14 protein-coding genes are annotated in these 17,262 nt (G+C 63.1%); 3 read left to right on the top strand and 11 right to left on the bottom strand.

Going from position 1 to position 17,262, the window contains the following annotated elements; translation table 11 throughout:
• Positions 1 to 14 precede the first annotated feature (14 nt).
• The 8 genes from PM3016_RS31400 to PM3016_RS31435 all read right to left on the bottom strand — a co-directional run bounded on the left by PM3016_RS31400 (position 15) and on the right by PM3016_RS31435 (position 8,392).
• Positions 15 to 506, bottom strand: a complete 492-nt coding sequence (locus PM3016_RS31400) for an Lrp/AsnC family transcriptional regulator (protein WP_013920464.1) — start codon at positions 504 to 506, stop codon at positions 15 to 17.
• Between the two features lie 249 nt (positions 507 to 755).
• Entirely contained in the window at positions 756 to 1,046 is a 291-nt protein-coding gene (locus PM3016_RS31405) for a hypothetical protein (RefSeq protein WP_014372169.1), read from the bottom strand.
• A gap of 303 nt (positions 1,047 to 1,349) precedes the next feature.
• The gene (cysK, locus tag PM3016_RS31410; RefSeq protein ID WP_014372170.1) at positions 1,350 to 2,282 is read right to left on the bottom strand and encodes a cysteine synthase A; all 933 of its coding nucleotides are present in this window, start codon (positions 2,280 to 2,282) and stop codon (positions 1,350 to 1,352) included.
• Positions 2,283 to 2,463: 181 nt separating this feature from the next.
• Positions 2,464 to 3,753, bottom strand: coding sequence for an MFS transporter (locus PM3016_RS31415; protein WP_013920468.1), 1,290 nt, complete (start codon positions 3,751 to 3,753; stop codon positions 2,464 to 2,466).
• A 198-nt stretch (positions 3,754 to 3,951) separates the two neighbouring features.
• Entirely contained in the window at positions 3,952 to 4,443 is a 492-nt protein-coding gene (locus tag PM3016_RS31420) for a hypothetical protein (RefSeq protein WP_013920469.1), read from the bottom strand.
• Positions 4,444 to 4,622: 179 nt separating this feature from the next.
• The gene (locus PM3016_RS31425; RefSeq protein WP_014372172.1) at positions 4,623 to 5,042 is read right to left on the bottom strand and encodes a DUF350 domain-containing protein; all 420 of its coding nucleotides are present in this window, start codon (positions 5,040 to 5,042) and stop codon (positions 4,623 to 4,625) included.
• 107 nt (positions 5,043 to 5,149) lie between these two features.
• Positions 5,150 to 5,827, bottom strand: a complete 678-nt coding sequence (locus PM3016_RS31430; protein ID WP_013920471.1) for a PspA/IM30 family protein — start codon at positions 5,825 to 5,827, stop codon at positions 5,150 to 5,152.
• A gap of 180 nt (positions 5,828 to 6,007) precedes the next feature.
• Complete coding sequence (locus PM3016_RS31435; protein ID WP_014372173.1) at positions 6,008 to 8,392, bottom strand: endonuclease MutS2; 2,385 nt, start codon at positions 8,390 to 8,392, stop codon at positions 6,008 to 6,010.
• 223 nt (positions 8,393 to 8,615) lie between these two features.
• Here PM3016_RS31435 and PM3016_RS31440 point away from each other — a divergent pair, with 223 nt between their 5' ends.
• From PM3016_RS31440 to PM3016_RS31450, 3 genes are all read left to right on the top strand, one after another.
• Complete coding sequence (locus tag PM3016_RS31440; protein ID WP_013920473.1) at positions 8,616 to 8,969, top strand: phage holin family protein; 354 nt, start codon at positions 8,616 to 8,618, stop codon at positions 8,967 to 8,969.
• A 251-nt stretch (positions 8,970 to 9,220) separates the two neighbouring features.
• Positions 9,221 to 9,598, top strand: coding sequence for a cupredoxin domain-containing protein (locus PM3016_RS31445; RefSeq protein WP_013920474.1), 378 nt, complete (start codon positions 9,221 to 9,223; stop codon positions 9,596 to 9,598).
• A 273-nt stretch (positions 9,599 to 9,871) separates the two neighbouring features.
• Positions 9,872 to 10,603: an SDR family NAD(P)-dependent oxidoreductase gene (locus tag PM3016_RS31450; RefSeq protein ID WP_013920475.1), complete on the top strand. Its 732-nt coding sequence runs from the start codon at positions 9,872 to 9,874 to the stop codon at positions 10,601 to 10,603.
• Between the two features lie 229 nt (positions 10,604 to 10,832).
• Here PM3016_RS31450 and pdxR read toward each other — a convergent pair whose 3' ends face one another.
• From pdxR to PM3016_RS31465, 3 genes are all read right to left on the bottom strand, one after another.
• A complete protein-coding gene (gene pdxR / locus PM3016_RS31455) occupies positions 10,833 to 12,311 on the bottom strand; it encodes a MocR-like pyridoxine biosynthesis transcription factor PdxR (protein ID WP_014372174.1) in 1,479 nt (492 codons plus the stop codon).
• A gap of 154 nt (positions 12,312 to 12,465) precedes the next feature.
• The gene (locus tag PM3016_RS31460) at positions 12,466 to 13,071 is read right to left on the bottom strand and encodes a CvpA family protein (RefSeq protein WP_013920477.1); all 606 of its coding nucleotides are present in this window, start codon (positions 13,069 to 13,071) and stop codon (positions 12,466 to 12,468) included.
• A 2-nt stretch (positions 13,072 to 13,073) separates the two neighbouring features.
• A complete protein-coding gene (locus tag PM3016_RS31465) occupies positions 13,074 to 17,237 on the bottom strand; it encodes a hypothetical protein (protein WP_238540368.1) in 4,164 nt (1,387 codons plus the stop codon).
• Positions 17,238 to 17,262: the final 25 nt, after the last annotated feature.

Genomic DNA, 17,262 nt, shown 5'->3' on the forward strand with positions numbered 1-17,262 from the left:
CGTTCCATCGTCCTTTACGGCGAGATTAACAGACGGTGGTCATCTTCGTGATCTTCGAAGGTGATGCCGTCCTGTTTGTATTTTTTGAGGATAAAATGCGTCTTGGTCGACAGCACGCGGTCGATCGGCGACAGCTTGTTGGAGACAAAGGAGGCCACTTCCTTGAGCGTCTTGCCTTCGATCTCGACGAGCAGATCGTACGCGCCCGACATGAGATAAACGGATTTTACTTCAGGATATAAGTAAATGCGCTCCGCAATCGCATCGAAGCCGCGGCCGCGCTCGGGAGTAATCTGCACTTCAATCAGCGCCGTAACCTTCTCATCGTCGACCTTCGCCCAATTGACGACCGTCGCGTACTTCACGATGATATGTTCTTCCTCCAGCTCGCGAATCGCTTGCGCCACTTCCGCCTCGGGCGCGGCGAGCATCGTTGCGATCAGCGCAGGGGTGCGGCGCGCATCTTCTTTTAATAACTCAATGATCTTCAGCTTGAACTGCTCCATGGCTTGGGGTCCTCCTACGGCCTTCAGGTTGTGCCGGATTCTTAGGGATCCGGCAAAAGGTTATTCCTCCATATTACACCTACGCCGCACCTTTTTGCAAAGCAAAAATAACCCTGGCAGCCGGTGCCAACGCTGCGGGCCGCTCCTGTGCAGAGGAAGCCGCGGGCCTCCCGGGAACAGCAAAAAAGCAGCCCCTGTAGACAACAGGAAGCTGCGGTGATGTCGGGTTCTATTATAAGGCGGCAGGGATCAGCGGCACATGCGGCGGGCGGAGAGAAGCTTGCGCATGCTCGACTCGATCTCCCGGCCGGAATAGCTCGGAAGTAGCGTGCATTCGAAGCTGCCGGCTTCCGCGCCGGTGTCCACGAGACGGCCGACACCGATCAGCCTTCCGCAGTCATAGGCGGCAATGACACGCCCGCTGCGGTCCGCTTCGGGCTCCTCCAGATGCGGCTGTACCCCCGCTTCGACAGCCAGGTCATCCATCAGCCGGCGCAGCTGCGCTTCTTCCGGCCGTTCGTTATGCAGTGCGATCTTCATCTAAAGTTCCCTTCCTCTCTTCATGGATCCTTCGTTCCGTTTGGATACTCATTATTATACACATAACTGAATAAATATGCAACAAAGTCCGTCGATTTACACTCGTAACCTTTGAGCAGGTCAATGATTCATCCCGCAGCCTGTTCATCCCGGTAACCACCCGCCGCTTACTCTCCTATTCTTATTCGGCTCTGCTTGCCTATGTTCCCCCAAAAGATAGAGGCCTGCCCCTGTTCGGGCAGGCCCATCTTCTTATGGGGCCGGCAGCGAACGCGCCCCTTCTTCGGGGAACCGCCCCCCGTCTTACACAAAAATATCCATGCTCAGGTAGCGCTCTCCCGTATCCGGCGCAATGCACAGCACGCGCTTGCCCGGACCGAGCTTCCGCGCCACCTGCATGCCCGTCCACACGGTGGCACCGGCCGAAGGCCCCACGAGGATGCCCTCCTGCCGCGCCAGCTCCCGCGTCGTCTGCAGCGCATCTTCATCCGATACCTGAACGATCTCGTCGTACACCTCCGTGTTCAGGATCGGCGGAACGAAGCCGGGGCTTGTGCCGACCAGCTTGTGGGGGCCCGGCTGTCCGCCCGAGAGGACGGGCGAGCCCTTCGGCTCCACCACGGAGATCAGGATGCCCGGCAGCTTCTCCCGAAGCACTTCGCCGGTTCCCGTGATCGTGCCGCCCGTCCCCGAGGAGGCGACGAAGGCATCGAGCCGCCCTTCCATCTGCTCGATAATCTCCAGCGCGGTCGTCTCCCGGTGGATATCCGGATTCGCCGGATTCTCGAACTGCTGCGGGATGAAGGCGTTCGGGATCTGTGCCTGCAGCTCCTTCGCGCGTCGGATTGCCCCCGGCATCCGCTCCGCCGCCGGCGTCAGCACGACTTCCGCGCCGTAGGCCTTGAGCAGGTTGATCCTCTCCTTCGTCATGTTATCCGGCATGACGAGAATTGCCTTGTACCCCTTGGCCGCCGCGTTCATGGCGAGGCCGATGCCCGTGTTCCCGCTCGTCGGCTCGATGATCGTCGCCCCGGGCAGCAGCCGGCCGTCCTTCTCCGCCTGGGCGATCAGATTATAGGCCGCCCGGTCCTTGACGCTGCCGCTCGGATTGAAATACTCCAGCTTCACGTACAGCTCGGCGGCATCGCCGCCAAGCAGCCGCGAGATCCGCACCGCCGGCGTATCCCCGATCAGCTCCGTAATGCTGTTCACCATTCTCCTGCTCTTGGTCCCCATGGCCATCACGCCTCCTCTATATCCAGCCCGCCTGCCGGGCCTGCCTTTTCTCTGGCTGCTGCTTTCCCCCTCATTGTAGTATTCCGCCCGGGATTGTCAAGCTGATCTCTTCCGGAGGTACAGCCCAAAAACGGACCGCCTCCCCTTGGGGGTGACGATCCGTCTCCGATCAACGCAAGGCTTACGCCGTCTTCCTCACTTGACCCGCCTTGCTTGCCTTGCTCATCCAATACCAGGCCAGCAGCGGCGAGCTGCCGAGGGCCAGCAGCAGCCAATTGAGGGCGGCCGGCGACTGGGTCAGGCTCACGACAACGATGAAGACAGTGGTCCCGAGCAGACGGCCGCCGTTCAGGGCGAGCTCGCGCAGCACGATATACTCTTCCCTCCGCTTCGCGCTCTCCTCGTCGCTGCCGATCCGGTCGAACACGATGGACGTCATCGGAATCCCGTAGAGCGGGTAGAAGATCGCCGCGCCGATCCCGAAGATGAGCAGCGTGGTGAAGTTCACGCGCCAGAAGAAGGGCAGGATGATCAGCACGAGCATCGCCGCGCCGATCAGCATGGCCTTGCGGCGGGAACCCGGCTTCAGCAGCCGGCCCGCCACAAGGAAGCTCAGCAGGGCGACGGCGGAGGTTACCAGCGAGAAGTTGCCGAGGCTCATCTCGCTGCCCGTATGGACAAAGACGAGCAGGGCGATCATGAAGCCGAAGACGCCTTCGCGCGCGCCTTGCGCCATCAACGCGAGCCCGATCGTCCTCCAGGCCGCGTCCTTCCGCAGACAGCGCCAGGTCAGGAACCATTCGTACGTCCCCGAGGACTTGCGCTTCTTGAGGAAGAACGACACGATGACGCCCACCAGGAACACCGCCAGCGACAGGGTAAAGATCAGCCGGTACCCCTGCGCGGCCTGAAGGCGGACGATGAGGAAGCCCGAGATCCAGGGGGCCACCATGCCGATGAAGGAGCCGACCAGTCCCGCCCAGCCGTTGAATTTGTCCCGGGTATCGGGCCCCGTCACCTCGAAATAGACGACATTGAAGGCGATCCAGAAGAGGCCCGACGACATGCCGATCACCATGCCCAGCGGCACGAACCAGTCGGCGGCCCGGTCTCCGAACCAGAGGACGAGGGTATAGAACAGCGCAGCGACCGCTACGCCGGCCCTCAGGCAGTTCATTTTGTTATGCTCCTTGACCCACTTGCCGGCGATCCAGAACGTGAGGGCCATCGTCAGATGAGTCACGAGGGTGAACCAGCCGATGAGCGAGAAGTCACCCTTGGATTTCCACAAGTAAACGTTGACGAACGTCCCCGACAGGGCATTGGCGGCGGCGAACAGCCCGTTCACCGTCAGAAGGAGCTTCGCCTGCGCTTCGAGCGGCGCGCTTCGGCCCTTGCGTTTCGGAGCGCCTCCCCCTGCGGGGTCTCCCTTCTCCGTGCGGGGAACCCCCTGCCACGCCGGGTATTTCATCACAGCGGGTGCGGAGGGGCTTTTTACCCATTCATGGGGAAAATGTCTCGAACCGGAATGCATGCTCTCACCTATGAAATGGAATGTGGTGCCTGTGTCTAGTTAAGCTTCCCTATCCGGCAAATTCCATGAGTCCTTCCCCCAAATTGAACACAAAAAAGAAACCGGAGGCGCAGCCGCGCTCCGGTTTCTTCTCATCTATGCTTTCGCGCTGCCCTTCAGCTGTTCGATCATGGCCAGCCGGTCCGCTTCGGACAGATGCTGCTCGAGCTTGAAGCACGAAGGACACGTATACAGGTCCAGCGTGAACGACGCAGCCACCAGCGGCTTCGCCAGCACTTCGTGAATGAACGGCTGGAATCCCGCCGGTGCGGGCTGCGTGCCGACCTTCAGCATGAAGCTTCGGCACGAGGAGCATTCGGGGGCGATCTCCTGCGTATCGAGCACACTCTGTACGCCTTCCTCATAATCATCCATAGCTTCCGCATCTTCGTCCAAGAGTCCGAAATCTTCATCTTCTTCATCATCGAACATGATATGCTGGCCGGTTCCTTTGACCTTGAGGTTAATGCTCCGGTACTCCCCAAGCTCATTGAAGCAGTGCGGACAGGATTCCTCCGGTCCGATCTCCGGATCCCATACGATCTCCGTCTGGCACCACGGGCAGATCACGTCATTACTTTGCGACAATCGTCATTCCTCCTTGGACGGCTCCCACAGCCGCGGACGCATCATGCCTGAATTCAGGCATGATTAATAAAATAGTATACGCCTACGCCGAAAAAAACAAGCGCAAGCGCTAACAATGTACCCCATAAATACTTCACCTGCCAAACTACCCTCCCTTGCCCGCTCCGCAGGCCGATCCATTAGGTGACGCAGGCTCCGATGACATAAGACAGCGATATGGATATCATCATCGAGATCAGGCCCACGGCCCGGTTGTCATTCTTGATCTGCTCGTCAATCTTGAAGTAAGGCGTCAGGAATTCGAAGATAAAATAAGCCGCGAGCAGCAGCACGAAGCCGTAGCCGGCCCACACGAGCGAAGCCAGAATCGAATCGTTGTTCAGGATCGCAAACCGGAACAGGTTGCAGATCCCGAAGATTTTGCCTCCGGTCGCCATGGCCACGGCCACATTGCCGTTCTTGATTTCCTCCCAATCCTTATACTTCGTGACCAGCTCGAATACCGCCAGGAACACGATCAGCGCCAAGACGGCCACCGAGAAATAAGCAAGCGTCTCCACGTAAGGATTGCCCATCATCCAATCCATTTGTTCGTTCATGGACCGTATTCACCCGCCCTTTCGCCCTACGATTGATCTTCCTGCCTTAACAGCCGAAGAGACTGAAGGAATAGACTCCTCCAGTCTCCGGTCTCCCCTGCCGTGATTTACGGCTGGTTCTTGGAAGCGATCTTCGCCTTCAGGGCCGCCAGTTCGTCCTCCACACCGTCATCCTTGCCGAGGGCGCTGAGCTCGTCATCGAGCGTGCGGTCCTTCGAACGAAGCTCATTGCTCGCTTCCGCCTCGGCTTCGAGCTGCAGCACCTTCTCGCTCATGCGGTCGAAGCCCTTCGCCGCGTTGTCCGTGCCGAAGCCCGACATCGCCTGGTTGATGTGCTTCTGTGCTCTGGCGGCTTCCGCCCGGGCAACGAGCAGGTCCTTCTTGTTCTTCATCTTGCCGAACTCGTCTTTCATCTCGGCAAGCTGGGCCCGCAGCCGGTCGGCGTTGCCCTTGGCCGTTTCGTACTGCTTCTTCATCTCGTCGAAGCGGGTCTGGTGCTCCTTCTTGTCCTGCAGCGCGCGGCGCGCCAGATCCTCGTTGCCGGCCTCCAGCGCCTTGACCGCCTGCTGCTCCCGCTTCTGCACCATTTCCTCGGCTTCCTCGTACTGGGCCTTGAACTTCTTCTCGATGGCAATCTGCTTGGCGACGGCAATCTCCGCCTCCTGAATATCCGCTTCCATATCCCGAAGGAACTGGTTCAGCATCTTCACCGGGTCTTCCGCTTTGTCGAGCATGTCATTGATGGCTGCCATCGTCAGATCGCGAAACCTTTTGAAAATTCCCATTGCCTGAGCCCTCCCTGATTTGCAAGTTTTACTTGTATTAATCACTTTTGCGGGTTCAAGAAACACGACGGGGTATCTATGGCTCATTACGAGTACGGACGGGTCATCGTTTCAAAAAGGTGTTCATGCCGGGCGGATGCTGTGGAAACGGCCCTTGCAGGGGGCAAGAGATGGGAGGCTCTACTTCAGCTCCGCCACCGTCACTCCGGCGCCGCCCTCATTATAATTGCCCATACGGTAGCTCTTCACGTGCTTGTGCTTGCGAAGATATTCCTGGATGCCGGCGCGCAGCACGCCGGTGCCCTTGCCGTGAATAATGTACACCTGGCCGAAGTTCGCGAGGTACGACTCGTCGAGGAACCGGTCCACCTCGATCATCGCCTCTTCCACGTTCGCCCCGCGCAGATCGAGCTCCATCTTGGCATTCTCGTCGCGGGTACGCTTGAGGGAGGACGTCGCCTTGGGCGGCTCCGCCTTCTTCTGGGGCGCCTGCTTCACGAGCTCGAGATCGGCCTTGTTCACCTTCATCTTCAGGATGCCGAGCTGCACGGTGTACTCCTGGGCATTCACGACATCCACGACATGGCCGCGCTGGCCGAGATTCGTCACGAGCACCTCGTCGCCGGGACCGATCGTCTCGGGCTTCTTCTTCGGCAGCTGGCTCACCTGCTTCGAGCGCAGCTCCGGCGCGGCATCGTTAAGCTTCTTCTTCAGCTCGCTGAGCTTGTGGTCCTTGACGCCGCCGGCCTCTTCGCGCTGCAGCCTCCGCAGCTCCGCGATAACCTCCTCGGCTTCCCGGCGCGCCTTCGCCACCGCTTCGCGGCCCTCGCGCTCGGCCTTCTCAAGCAGCTTGTCGCGCTGCTCCTCGAACCGGTGCCGTTCGGCGTTCAGCTTCTCCCGGAGCGTCTCGACCTCGCGGCGCAGCTCCTGGGCCGTCGCCCGCTCGGCTTCCGCCTGGATCGTGTTCTGCTCGAGCGTTGCGATCATCGACTCGACGCGCTGCTCCTCCTCGCCCACCTGGCCGCGGGCGTTCTCGATGATCGACCGCGACAGGCCGAGGCGCTCGGCGATCGCAAACGCGTTGCTTCGGCCCGGCACGCCCACGAGCAGCCGGTAGGTCGGCCGCAGCGTCTGCACGTCGAACTCCATGCTCGCATTGATGACGCCCTGCCGGTCGTAGGCATAAGCCTTCAGCTCCGTGTAGTGCGTCGTGGCCACGATGCGGCAGCCCATGCGGTGCATGTAGTCCAGGATCGAGATCGCGAGCGCCGAGCCTTCGGCCGGGTCGGTTCCCGCCCCGAGCTCATCGAGCAGCACCAGACTCTTCGGGGTCATCTCCCGGAGAATGCGGATGATGTTCGTCATGTGGCTCGAGAACGTACTGAGGTTCTGTTCAATGCTTTGCTCATCGCCGATATCCGCATAGATCGCGTCGAAGACGCAGAGCTGGCTGCCCTCCTCCGCCGGGACGAACATCCCGGACATCGCCATGAGCGAGAGGAGACCGATCGTCTTCAGGGATACGGTCTTGCCCCCGGTATTCGGACCGGTGACGATGATCGACGAATATTTGCCGCCGAGCTCCACATCCAGCGGCACGACATTCTCGGAGGCGATCAGCGGATGCCGGCCGCGCTTCAGCTTGATGAAGCCGCGGTCATTAAGCAGCGGCAGGGTGGCTTTCATTGTCCGGGCCAGACCCGCTTTGGCGAAGATAAAATCAAGCTCGCCCAGGATCTCCACATTCACAACGAGGAGATCGGCCGCTTCCGCCACCAGCGCGGAGAGCATGCGGAGAATCTTCTCGACTTCAGCTTCTTCCTTGAGCTTGAGCTCCCTCACGCGGTTGTTCATCTGGACCACCGCTTCCGGCTCGATGAACAGCGTCGCCCCGGAGGCCGACTGGTCATGGATCATGCCGCCGAAGTGGCTCCGGTACTCCTGTTTCACCGGAATGACATATCGGTCGTTACGGATCGTCACCAGGTTATCCTGCAGCATCTTCTGGATGGACGGGGTGCGGACCATCTGCTCGAGCCGTTCCCGCGCCTTCGATTCGCTGCCGCGCAGCTCCGAGCGGATCCTGGCAAGCTCCGGGCTCGCCGAGTCCACGACATGTGCATTCTCGTCGATACACTGGCGGATGCGGTCCTCCAGCGCTTTATGATCGGTCATCGGCTCCGTCGACTCGACGAGCAGAGGCACCGGGTAATCTTCGTTGATGCTCTCCAGGAACCGCTGCAGCCGGCGGCCTCCCTGGCTCGTCAGCGCGATATCGAGCAGCTCCGCCGGGTTCAGCATCCCGCCGATGCGGGCGCGGTGCAGCGCGGGGCGGATGTCACGGATGCCGCCGAACGGGGCTCCGCCCTTCAGCCGTTCGACATTCACCGCTTCGTCCGTCGCCTGCAGGCGGCGCTTCACTTCGTCGAACGAACCGCTCGGCTCCAGCTCCTCAACCCGGCTTTTCCCGAGCGAGGTGCTGGCATGCGCCGCGCAGCGCTCAAGCACCGCGTGGAAATCCAGCGTGGCCAGTATTTTTTGACTATATGATGAGTTCTTGTTCATTGGTTGGTTGTGGTCCTGCCTTTCGCCTGTTTGGAGACGTTCATACACATACGACGCCTGGGGAAAAACCCCTTCATTTATTATATCCAACCCGCGGAGGTAAAGCTAATGGATTCCCCAAGGTTTCCCATGCTAACCTGCCGCTCGGAGGGGAAACCTACCCTTGTGCACCTTTGCCAAGGTTGACAAATACGCCGCAAGGAAGCCAAGGAGGAGTAGAACGATGCATTTGCTGGGTCATCTCGTCAGATTTATCGTTTCCGCCTTCATGCTGCTGGTCGTAAGCTGGATTGTCCCCGGGTTCACCATCGGCGGATTCTGGAGTGCCTTCTTCCTCGCACTGGTGATCGCTGTTGCCGCCTGGGTGATCGAAGGCATCTTCGGACGCAAAATCACGCCGTTCGGCCGCGGGATCGTGGGCTTCATTACAAGCGCGCTCGTCATCTGGGGCGCACAGTTCATTGTAGGCGGTATGTCGACAAGCATCATCGGTGCCATCCTGGCCGCCCTCGTCATCGGGATCATTGATCTCTTCATTCCGGTGAAGACTCCATTCGAGCGAAGCAGTTCGCGCTGAGGAGCGTGCAGCCGCAAGAATCAGCCGCCGGACCTTGCCAGCGGCTGATTTTTTAATTTCCGGGAGGTGACGAAGGGTAGGAATCGTCAGCGGTTCACATGGAAAATTCTCCAGTCCCCTTTGTCAAACAATATTCAACAGAGTGTCACCTGCCCGACACAGCCAAAGCCCCCGAAAAAGAGTATGGTGAGGAAGTACGGCATATTCCGCATATTTCCACACCAGTTCCATACAAAGGGGCGTACTTTACCATGAAGACATTGTTGACAATAGCCGCAGCCGCCGGCATGCTGCTCGTATTCTCGGCGTGCGGCGCCAAGCCGGCGACGACCCCGGAAGCGGCTCCCGAAGCGGCGGCGGGCTCCGGCCAGCAGGTCAAGCTGATTGCTACGAACTATGCGTTCGACCAGAAGGAATATAAGGTGAAGGCGGGCGAAGAGGTCACCTTCTCGCTGCAGAACAAGCAGGGTCTGCATGCCGTAGCCATCAAAGATCTGAACGTCGAATTGAGCAACCAAAAGAAAACGGTCACGATCAAGCCTGATAAGCCCGGCACCTACGACATCCTCTGCTCCCTGCCCTGCGGTCCCGGCCATGCGATGATGACCGCCAAGCTGATCGTGGAATAAACCTTCTGTTACGATAAGATCCGCTGAAACCTCTTTACCGTGCGAATGGTTTATTCCGCTGATCATCAGCATGGTAAGAGTACCTCCCCCGCAGTCCATCAGGGCATGGGCGGGAGATGACACCGGCCCTGTCCGCTCCCCGGGAGCAGGCAGGGCTGTTTGATCTGCTCCAACCTTTTCTTATGCGATCCATCAGAAAACGTGATTTCACGGCCCCGCCTTGTTCTGGTACGATAGGAACAACCATAAAATACGGAAAAGGCGGTAGGAATCATGGGGAATGAACGGAAATGGGACGGCTGGACGGTCATCGTCACGGGAGCGGGCTCAGGTCTCGGCCGGGCTGTCGCCCTCGGTCTTGCTGCCGAAGGCGCGAACGTCGTGCTCTGCGGCCGGCGCGCGGGCAAGGTGGAGGCGGCTGCGGCGGAAATCCGCGAAGCCGGCGGCCGCGCGCTCGCCCTGCGGGCCGATATCAGCCGGGAGGAGGACGTGCGCAGGCTTGTCGCGACCGCTCTCGAGACCTACGGCCGGATCGATGCGCTGATCAACAACGCCGCCGTGTTCGAAGCCGGACGCGTGGCCGACACTTCCCTCGCCGAGTGGAACGAGCAGATTGGAGTCAACCTGACCGGGGCGTTCCTGATGACCCGTGAGGTAATCCCCGTCATGCGCCGTCAGCAGAGCGGGCGGATCGTAAGCATCACTTCCTCGCTTGCGGCCAACGGGGCGGGCGGCTTCGCGGCCTATGCCGCGTCCAAGGCCGGACTGGAATCGCTGACCCGCACGACCGCCGAAGAAGAGAGCGGCTTCGGGATCATCGCCAATCTCTACGATCCCGGCACGATCAAGACCGAGATGCACGCCACAGGCCGGGACCCCTTCCTCGTCGCTCCCGAGATTGTCGCGCTGGCCGCTCCGGACGGCAGCCGCTTCTCCTCGCGGCTGGTGCTGGCCGGCGGCTCGCACGGCGAACGCACGACCCGCTACCGCATCGAGCGGGCCTAGGCCTGCGGTGCAGCCCGCCCAACCAAGATAAACGTGCATCGTCCTTTTAAGGAAGATGCACGTTTATAAGCAATATAAGATGACAGGATCGAGCTCCGGCGAGAAATAAATTTTTATATTTGAACCACACCTCCGCGCACCGGACAGATGATGTCCGGCAGGCGGAGGTGTTTTTTTGCCGCGGATAACGGCTGTATGGAATGCTGGGGGGGAGCCCGACCAGCCTCTATTAGAAGACAGGCTTGGAGGGAGGGCCCGCCTTCTCCCGCGCAAGGCAGTCATGCAGCACGCGGCAGAGCCGCATCGTTCCCTCGCGGAGCTCCTCCTCATCCATCTGGGTGAAGGACAGGCGCAGATGATTCCTCTGCGGTTCGGCCGCATAGCAGGCCGCGCCGGGCAGCAGCACGATGCTCCTCTTCAGCGCTTCCCTGTAGACCGTGCTGCTGTCCACCCAGGCAGGGAGCGTCAGCCACAGGTTCAGGCCGCCTGCCGGATCGCTCCAGGATACGGAGGACGGCGCATGGGCCTTGAGCAGCCCGGTCACCAGCCGGCACCGGGCCGCCATCGCGTCCCGGAGGCCGCTCATATACGTGTCATAGCGCCTCCGGGCCAGCAGCGGCTCGACCGCTTTCTGCGGCAGGAGCGGCGAACCCAGGTCCGCCGTGGCCTTCGCGGCGGTCAGTCTGGAGATCAGCCCGCCCGAGGCCGCTGCGCAGGCCACCCGGCACCCGGGGGACAGCACCTTGCTGAAGCTTTTGAGGTAGATGACGTGCCCCTCCCGGTCCATGGACTTCAGCGAACGGGGCGGCGCTTCGCCATAATAGAGGTCGCTGAACGGATCATCCTCGATAATCAGGCACCGGTAGCTCCGGGCAATCTCGAGCAGCTCCTGCCGGCGCCGCATGCTCATCGTCACTCCCGTGGGGTTATGGAAGGTCGGGATCGTGTAGATCACCTTCGGCGGGTGGGTGTCGCAGAGCCGGGTCAGCAGGTCCGTCCGCATGCCTTCGGCATCCACCGGCACCGTCAGGATCTTCGCTCCGCGGCTCGCGAAGACATCGATCGCCCCCGTATATGTGGGCGCCTCCATATACACCGTATCTCCCGGCCCCACGAAGGTGCGGGCGGCCAGGTCAATTCCCTGCTGCGATCCGCTGGTCACGAGCAGCTCCTCCGGACCTGCAGCGATGCCCCGCTCCGCCAGGTAGCGTGCCAGGGCCCGGAGCAGTCCGCCGTCCCCCTGGAAGGGGCCGTACGTACCAAGCAGGGCAGGGTCTTCCGCGATCAGCCGCTGGATATTCCTCCCGATCTCCGCGGAGGGCAGCAGTGCCGGCTGAATGGCCGCCGTATTGAAGCGGTACATGCCCTCCCCCTCGTTGTAATGCCTCCACAGCTGGGCCCTAGGCAGATAATCGGGCAGCGCCAGCTGCCAGTCTTCGGGATTCGGCCGGGCGGCCGGCGCTTCCTCGGGCGGTACGGCCACGAAGCAGCCCCTCCCCTGCGTGCACGCGATGTATCCCTTCTCTTCCAGCTCACTGTAGGCCTTGCTCACCGTCACCTGGCTGATCTTCAGGAAAGCGGACAGGTTCCTTACGGAAGGCAGCTTCTCCCCCGGCCTCAGCAGCCCGGAATCGATGCGGTCCCGGAAGGACTGGACGATCTGCCCCGTCAGAGCTACCGCGCTTTTGCGCGTCAATTCGATATGCATGGGGCACCTCCGGCGGTAATGTGGTCTCCTTAGCATGCACGCCGGCATGGGTTTGCGTACATATAACACTATAACAGTTGGAAGACTCCGGATGGTACGGATCGAAGACGGAGTAAAAAGGACCCTTCGCCGAAACGAAAGGTCCTGCTTCAAGCTACCCGGTCCGCCGGACGGCGGCGGCACGGCGTTCTTCCTGCCGGCTGCGCTCCCACAGCTCCCGCAGGTGCCCGGTCAGCGCCGGCATCTGCTCCAGAATATAGGGAGCCGTCACCGACGTCTTCACCAGCCGCTGGACCGGCTCGGCCGGCGTCACGGTCATGACATGCAGGGCCAGGATGAGGAGCAGGCCCGCTTCCGCCAGACCCAGCAGCGCACCGCTGAGCTGGTTGAGCTGCTTGAGCCCAGGCACCGCCGCAAGCCAGCCGAGCATCCGTCCGGCAATGCTGCAGGCGAGCTTCACGCCGAAGAGCAGGAGGCCGAAGGCCAGCGCATTGCAGACGTACGTCTCCAGCCTGCTCCCCGGCGCCAGCAGGCCGGACGGGCTCTGCCAGGCTTCCATGCCCGCCAGCGCCAGCACGCCGCGGACGAACGGGGCGGTCTCGTCGTAGAAGGTGAAGGCGGCCAGGCAGCCGAGGACAAATCCCGTTACCGAGACCAGCTGTCCCACGATGCCCCGGGAGAACCCCAGTGCCGCTCCCGCCGCCGCAATCACCAGCAGCGCCCAATCGAGCCCGTTCCACAAAGCCAATGGTGCCGGCATCGCTAATCCTTCTCTACGAGCTCGATCCACTCGTTATATTCGTTCTGCAGCTTCTCGTACTCGATCTGGAGCAGCTTCAGCTCATGGAACACCTGCTCCGCCTTCTCCTGCTGCGTCTCATACTCCGCCTGCAGCGTTTTGTACTGCTGCACCTGGGCGTTCAGCTGATCCTGCAGCTCGTTGTACAGCTCCACCTGAAGCTCAAGCTCCTCCCGGAGCGAGCCGGCGGCGGCCGCCTGGGCTTCCAGTTCGGCAATGCGCGCCTCCTGTACGCCGATGCGCTCCTCCAGCCGGCCTCGCTCCTCCAGGATGCCGCTCTGCTGCAGTTCGAGAGCCGCACACTGCTCCTGAAGCGCCCGGCCCAGCTCCTCCGATGCTTCCCGGGCCTGGCGCAGCTCCTCCAGCTCCGCTTCCCGGGCGGCCAGAGCTTCCGCTTCCTGCCGGGCCTGCGCTTCCTTGGCGCTCAGCTGCTCGGCGAGCCGGTCATGCAGCTCCTGGAGCTCGTCATAAAGCTCCTGCTGCACTTCGATCTCCTCCTGCTGCTCATGCACCTTGCCCCGCAGCTCGTCGACCTGGGCGGCCTGCGCTTCGCTGCGCCGCTGCCACTGGGCGCTGCCCTCCTGCAGCTGCAGGTTATAAGCCTGCTGCTGGGAGAGCTGGTCCTCCAGCTGCCGGCTGCGCTGCTCGCGTGCTTCGAGCTCCTGCTGCAGCTCCGCTTCGCGCGCCTGTCTGGCGGCCAGCTGTTCCAGTGCGGCACGCTCGGCTTCGGACCGCTGTTCCAGCTCGGCTTCGAGCTCGGCCGCCCGGCTGCGCAGGAGCTCCTGCTCTTCCGCCTGGCCCGCTGCGATGCGTTCCAGGGCTTCCAGCTGCTCCCGCTGCCGTGCCTCTTCCGACTGCGCCTTCGACTGCAGGGCGCTGAGCTCGTCGGCATAGCCGCTCTGCAGCTGCTCTACCTCACGCTGCAGCCCCGCCGCACGGGCGGCTTCCGCTTCCGCCGCCTCTCTGGCGCGGGCCAGCTCCGCCGCATACCGCTCCTCTACCGCGGCGCTCTCTTCCGCTCCCCGACTGCGCTGCGCTTCCAGCTCGGCTTCCAGCTCCTGATACAGCTCCTGCTGCAGCAGAAGCTCTTCCTCCTGCTCCCGGTGACGGGCGCCGAGGCGCGCAAGCTCTTCTTCGAGCTGCCTGCTCCGTTCTTCCTGCTGCTTCAGCTGCAGCTCCAGCGCTTCGCGTGCGGAACGGTCCGCCTCGCGGTGCGCTTCCAGTTCGAGGAGAGCCGCCGCCCGTTCGGCCGCCAGCGCTTCCGCTTCCGCCGCCTGCTCCTGCCAGAGCTCTTCAAGTCCCTGCTGCTCGCCCAGCAGCTGGGACTCCCGCTCGGCAAGCCGGGCTGCCGCCGCTTCCGCTTCGGCCAGACGCACCGCTTCCAGCGCCTCGTGCTGCTGCTTCAGGCGGGAGAGCTCCTCCTGCAGCTCCGCTTCGCGCTGAGCCAGCCGGGCCTCTGCACCCTCCAGCCGATCGCGCCACTGCCGTTCGAGCTCTTCCTGCTCCCTGCGCAGTTCGGCCTCCCGTTCCAGCAGCTTGGCCGCACGTGCCTCTTCAAATTCCTGCGAGGTCAGCTCCAGCGCTTCGAGCTGCCGCTGCAGCTCGGCTACCCGGGCTGCGGAGGTTTCCGCCTGCTCCTGGCGGACCCGCTCCAGCGCGCCGAGCTTCCGCTCGAGCTCCGCTTCCCGCTCCGTCAGCTGGGCCTGCACTTCCTCCAGCTGCTCCTGCCACAGCGCTTCCAGCCCGCGCTGTTCTTCCAGCAGCTCCGCCTCACGCTGCACGAGCCGCGCTTCGGCTTCCGCCGCACGCTCCCGTCCGGCCTGCTGCACGGCAGCCAGCGCCTCCTGCAGCTCGGCCTCGCGTGCCACCAGCCGGGCATCGGCCGCTTCGGCCTGCTCGCGTCCGGCCTGCCGCAGCGCTTCCAGCTCACGCTGCAGCTCCGACTCGCGCGCGTCCAGCTGCTCCTGCCACAGCGCTTCCAGCTCGCGCTGCTCTTCCAGCAGCTCCGCTTCCCGCTGCGCCAGTCTTGCTGCTGCCGCTTCCGCCTGCTCCCGCACCATCTGCTGAAGCGCCTCCAGCTCGCCTCGCAGCTCCGCTTCGCGTGCGGCCAGCCTCGCTGCCGCTTCCGCTGCCTGCTCGCTTCCACGATGGGCCAGCCGCTCCAGCTCGGCCCGCAGCTGAGCCTCACGCTCCGCCAGCTGCTCCTGCCACAGCCGGTCCAGCTCCGCCTGCTCCGCACGCAGCTCTTCTTCGCGCTGCGCCAGCCGGGCATCAGCCTCAGCAGCCTGCTCGCGTCCGCGCTGCTCCAAAGCCTCCAGCTCGCCTCGCAGATCCGCTTCACGCGCCGCCAGCCTCGCTTCCGCTTCCGCTGCCTGCTCACGTCCGCGCTGCTCCAAAGCCTCCAGCTCGCCTCGCAGCTCCGCCTCGCGCGCCGCCAGCTTCGCCTCCGCTTCCGCCGCCTGCTCACGGCTAAGCTGCTCGAGCAGCTCCAGCTCGCCTCGCAGCTCCGTCTCGCGCTCCGCCAGCCTCGCTTCCGCCTCCGCAGCCCGCTGCCGGCCCGCCTGCTGCACCTCAGCCAGCGCCTCCAGCAGCTCCGCCTCGCGCGCCGCCAGCCTCGCTTCCGCTTCCGCAGCCTGCTCACGTCCGCGCTGCTCCAAAGCTTCCAGCTCGCCTCGCAGCTCCGCTTCACGCGCCGCCAGCTTCGCCTCTGCTTCCACCGCCTGCTCGCGTCCGCGCTGCGCAAGCAGCTCCAGCTCGCCTCGCAGCTCCGCCTCGCGCGCCGCCAGCCTCGCCTCCGCTTCCGCCGCCTGCTCCCGGCCCAGCTCCTCGAGCAGCTCCAGCTCCCCTCGCAGCTCCGCCTCGCGCTCGGCCAGCTGCACCGCTGCCGCCTCGGCCTGCTCGCGCCGGGCCTGCCTCAGGCCCTCGAGCTCGGCCTCCAGCTCCGCTTCGCGCTCCGCCAGCCGGGCCGCCGCCGCTTCCGCCTGCTCCCGGCGCGCCTCTTCGAGCGCTTCGAGCTCCAGCTGCAGCTCAAGCTCCCGCTCGGCAAGCTGGCTCTGGGCCGCCGCAGCCTGCTGCAGCGCCGCGTCGATCTCTCCGCGCAGCACCGCTGCCGCCTCCGAAGCCTCCCGCTGCAGACGCTCCCGCTCTTCCTGCAGCTGACGCTGCAGTTCGCCCTCACGTGCACCGCTCTGCTCAAGCAGCTCGTTGTACAGCGCCACCTGCAGCTCCACTTCCTGCTGCTGGGCGGTCAGCTGCTCCTGCATGGAATCGAGCTGCTCGCTCAGCTCCGCATACTGGGCCTCACGTGCCGCAAGACGCCCCGTGAGCTCTTCCCGTTCCAACTCGCCGGCCCGCAGCGACTCCTCCAGTCCGGCAGCGCGTGCCTCCTGTGCCGCCAGCTGCTCCCGTACGGCCTGCTCGGCCTCGGCCCGCTCCGCGAGCCGGGCTTCAAGCCCCGCGATCCGGTTATGTAATGCGTCCCGCTCTTCCGCCAGCTCCACGCCGCGGAGCTCCAGCCCGCTTACCTCCTCTTCGAGCTCCTGTACACGCTTACCGAGCCGCTCGGCCTCCGCCGCATCCTGGGCATGCAGGCTCTGCGTCTCGCGCAGCTTCTCCAGCGCATTCGAGAGCTGGCGCTCCAGGTCCCCGGTCAGCTCGAGCTGGCCCGTCAGCCGCTCCCGGCCTTCCGCCAGCTCGGCCTCCAGTGCCGCCCTGCGCTCCTGCAGGCCGCTGAGCTCCGTGCGCAGCTCCGCCGTCTCCTCCGCAGCCAGCTCCTTCTCGAGCTGCAGATTCTCGTGCTCAGCCGTCAGCTCCGCAAGGCGGTCCTGCGACTGCACGAGCTCCTGCTGGGCAGCTGCATGCTTGTCCCGCAGCACCGTCAGCTCCCGCTGGGCCATCTCCAGCTGCCGCATCTTATCGGCCGCCCCTTCGAGCTCCTGAGACATGCGTGTCCATTCGTCCGCCATATTGACGGCGGCGAGCACCGCGATTTTCGGGAGATCGAGCCTCGGGCTCCCCGAAGCGATCCGGTGCATTTGGTCGTTCACAACCTCAACGACTTTTTTTATATATGAAGGCGTAGACCTCGAAACCAGCTTATACTGGGTGCCATAGATGTCGACGGTCATTCGAACTTTCTCTTCACCGCTCACT

Origin of the sequence: Paenibacillus mucilaginosus 3016, assembly GCF_000250655.1 — a bacterium.
Lineage (GTDB): Bacteria > Bacillota > Bacilli > Paenibacillales > NBRC-103111 > Paenibacillus_G > Paenibacillus_G mucilaginosus.

Bases quoted from the DNA above. Each gene is read 5' to 3' on its own strand.
- PM3016_RS31415 (WP_013920468.1), bottom strand. From the start codon at position 3,753: ATGAAATACCCGGCGTGGCAGGGGGTTCCCCGCACGGAGAAGGGAGAC.
- PM3016_RS31405 (WP_014372169.1), bottom strand. From the start codon at position 1,046: ATGAAGATCGCACTGCATAACGAACGGCCGGAAGAAGCGCAGCTGCGC.
- PM3016_RS31445 (WP_013920474.1), top strand. From the start codon at position 9,221: ATGAAGACATTGTTGACAATAGCCGCAGCCGCCGGCATGCTGCTCGTA.
- PM3016_RS31425 (WP_014372172.1), bottom strand. From the start codon at position 5,042: ATGAACGAACAAATGGATTGGATGATGGGCAATCCTTACGTGGAGACG.
- PM3016_RS31460 (WP_013920477.1), bottom strand. From the start codon at position 13,071: ATGCCGGCACCATTGGCTTTGTGGAACGGGCTCGATTGGGCGCTGCTG.
- PM3016_RS31465 (WP_238540368.1), bottom strand. From the start codon at position 17,237: ATGACCGTCGACATCTATGGCACCCAGTATAAGCTGGTTTCGAGGTCT.
- PM3016_RS31450 (WP_013920475.1), top strand. From the start codon at position 9,872: ATGGGGAATGAACGGAAATGGGACGGCTGGACGGTCATCGTCACGGGA.
- PM3016_RS31440 (WP_013920473.1), top strand. From the start codon at position 8,616: ATGCATTTGCTGGGTCATCTCGTCAGATTTATCGTTTCCGCCTTCATG.
- cysK (WP_014372170.1), bottom strand. From the start codon at position 2,282: ATGGGGACCAAGAGCAGGAGAATGGTGAACAGCATTACGGAGCTGATC.
- PM3016_RS31430 (WP_013920471.1), bottom strand. From the start codon at position 5,827: ATGGGAATTTTCAAAAGGTTTCGCGATCTGACGATGGCAGCCATCAAT.
- PM3016_RS31435 (WP_014372173.1), bottom strand. From the start codon at position 8,392: ATGAACAAGAACTCATCATATAGTCAAAAAATACTGGCCACGCTGGAT.
- pdxR (WP_014372174.1), bottom strand. From the start codon at position 12,311: ATGCATATCGAATTGACGCGCAAAAGCGCGGTAGCTCTGACGGGGCAG.
- PM3016_RS31400 (WP_013920464.1), bottom strand. From the start codon at position 506: ATGGAGCAGTTCAAGCTGAAGATCATTGAGTTATTAAAAGAAGATGCG.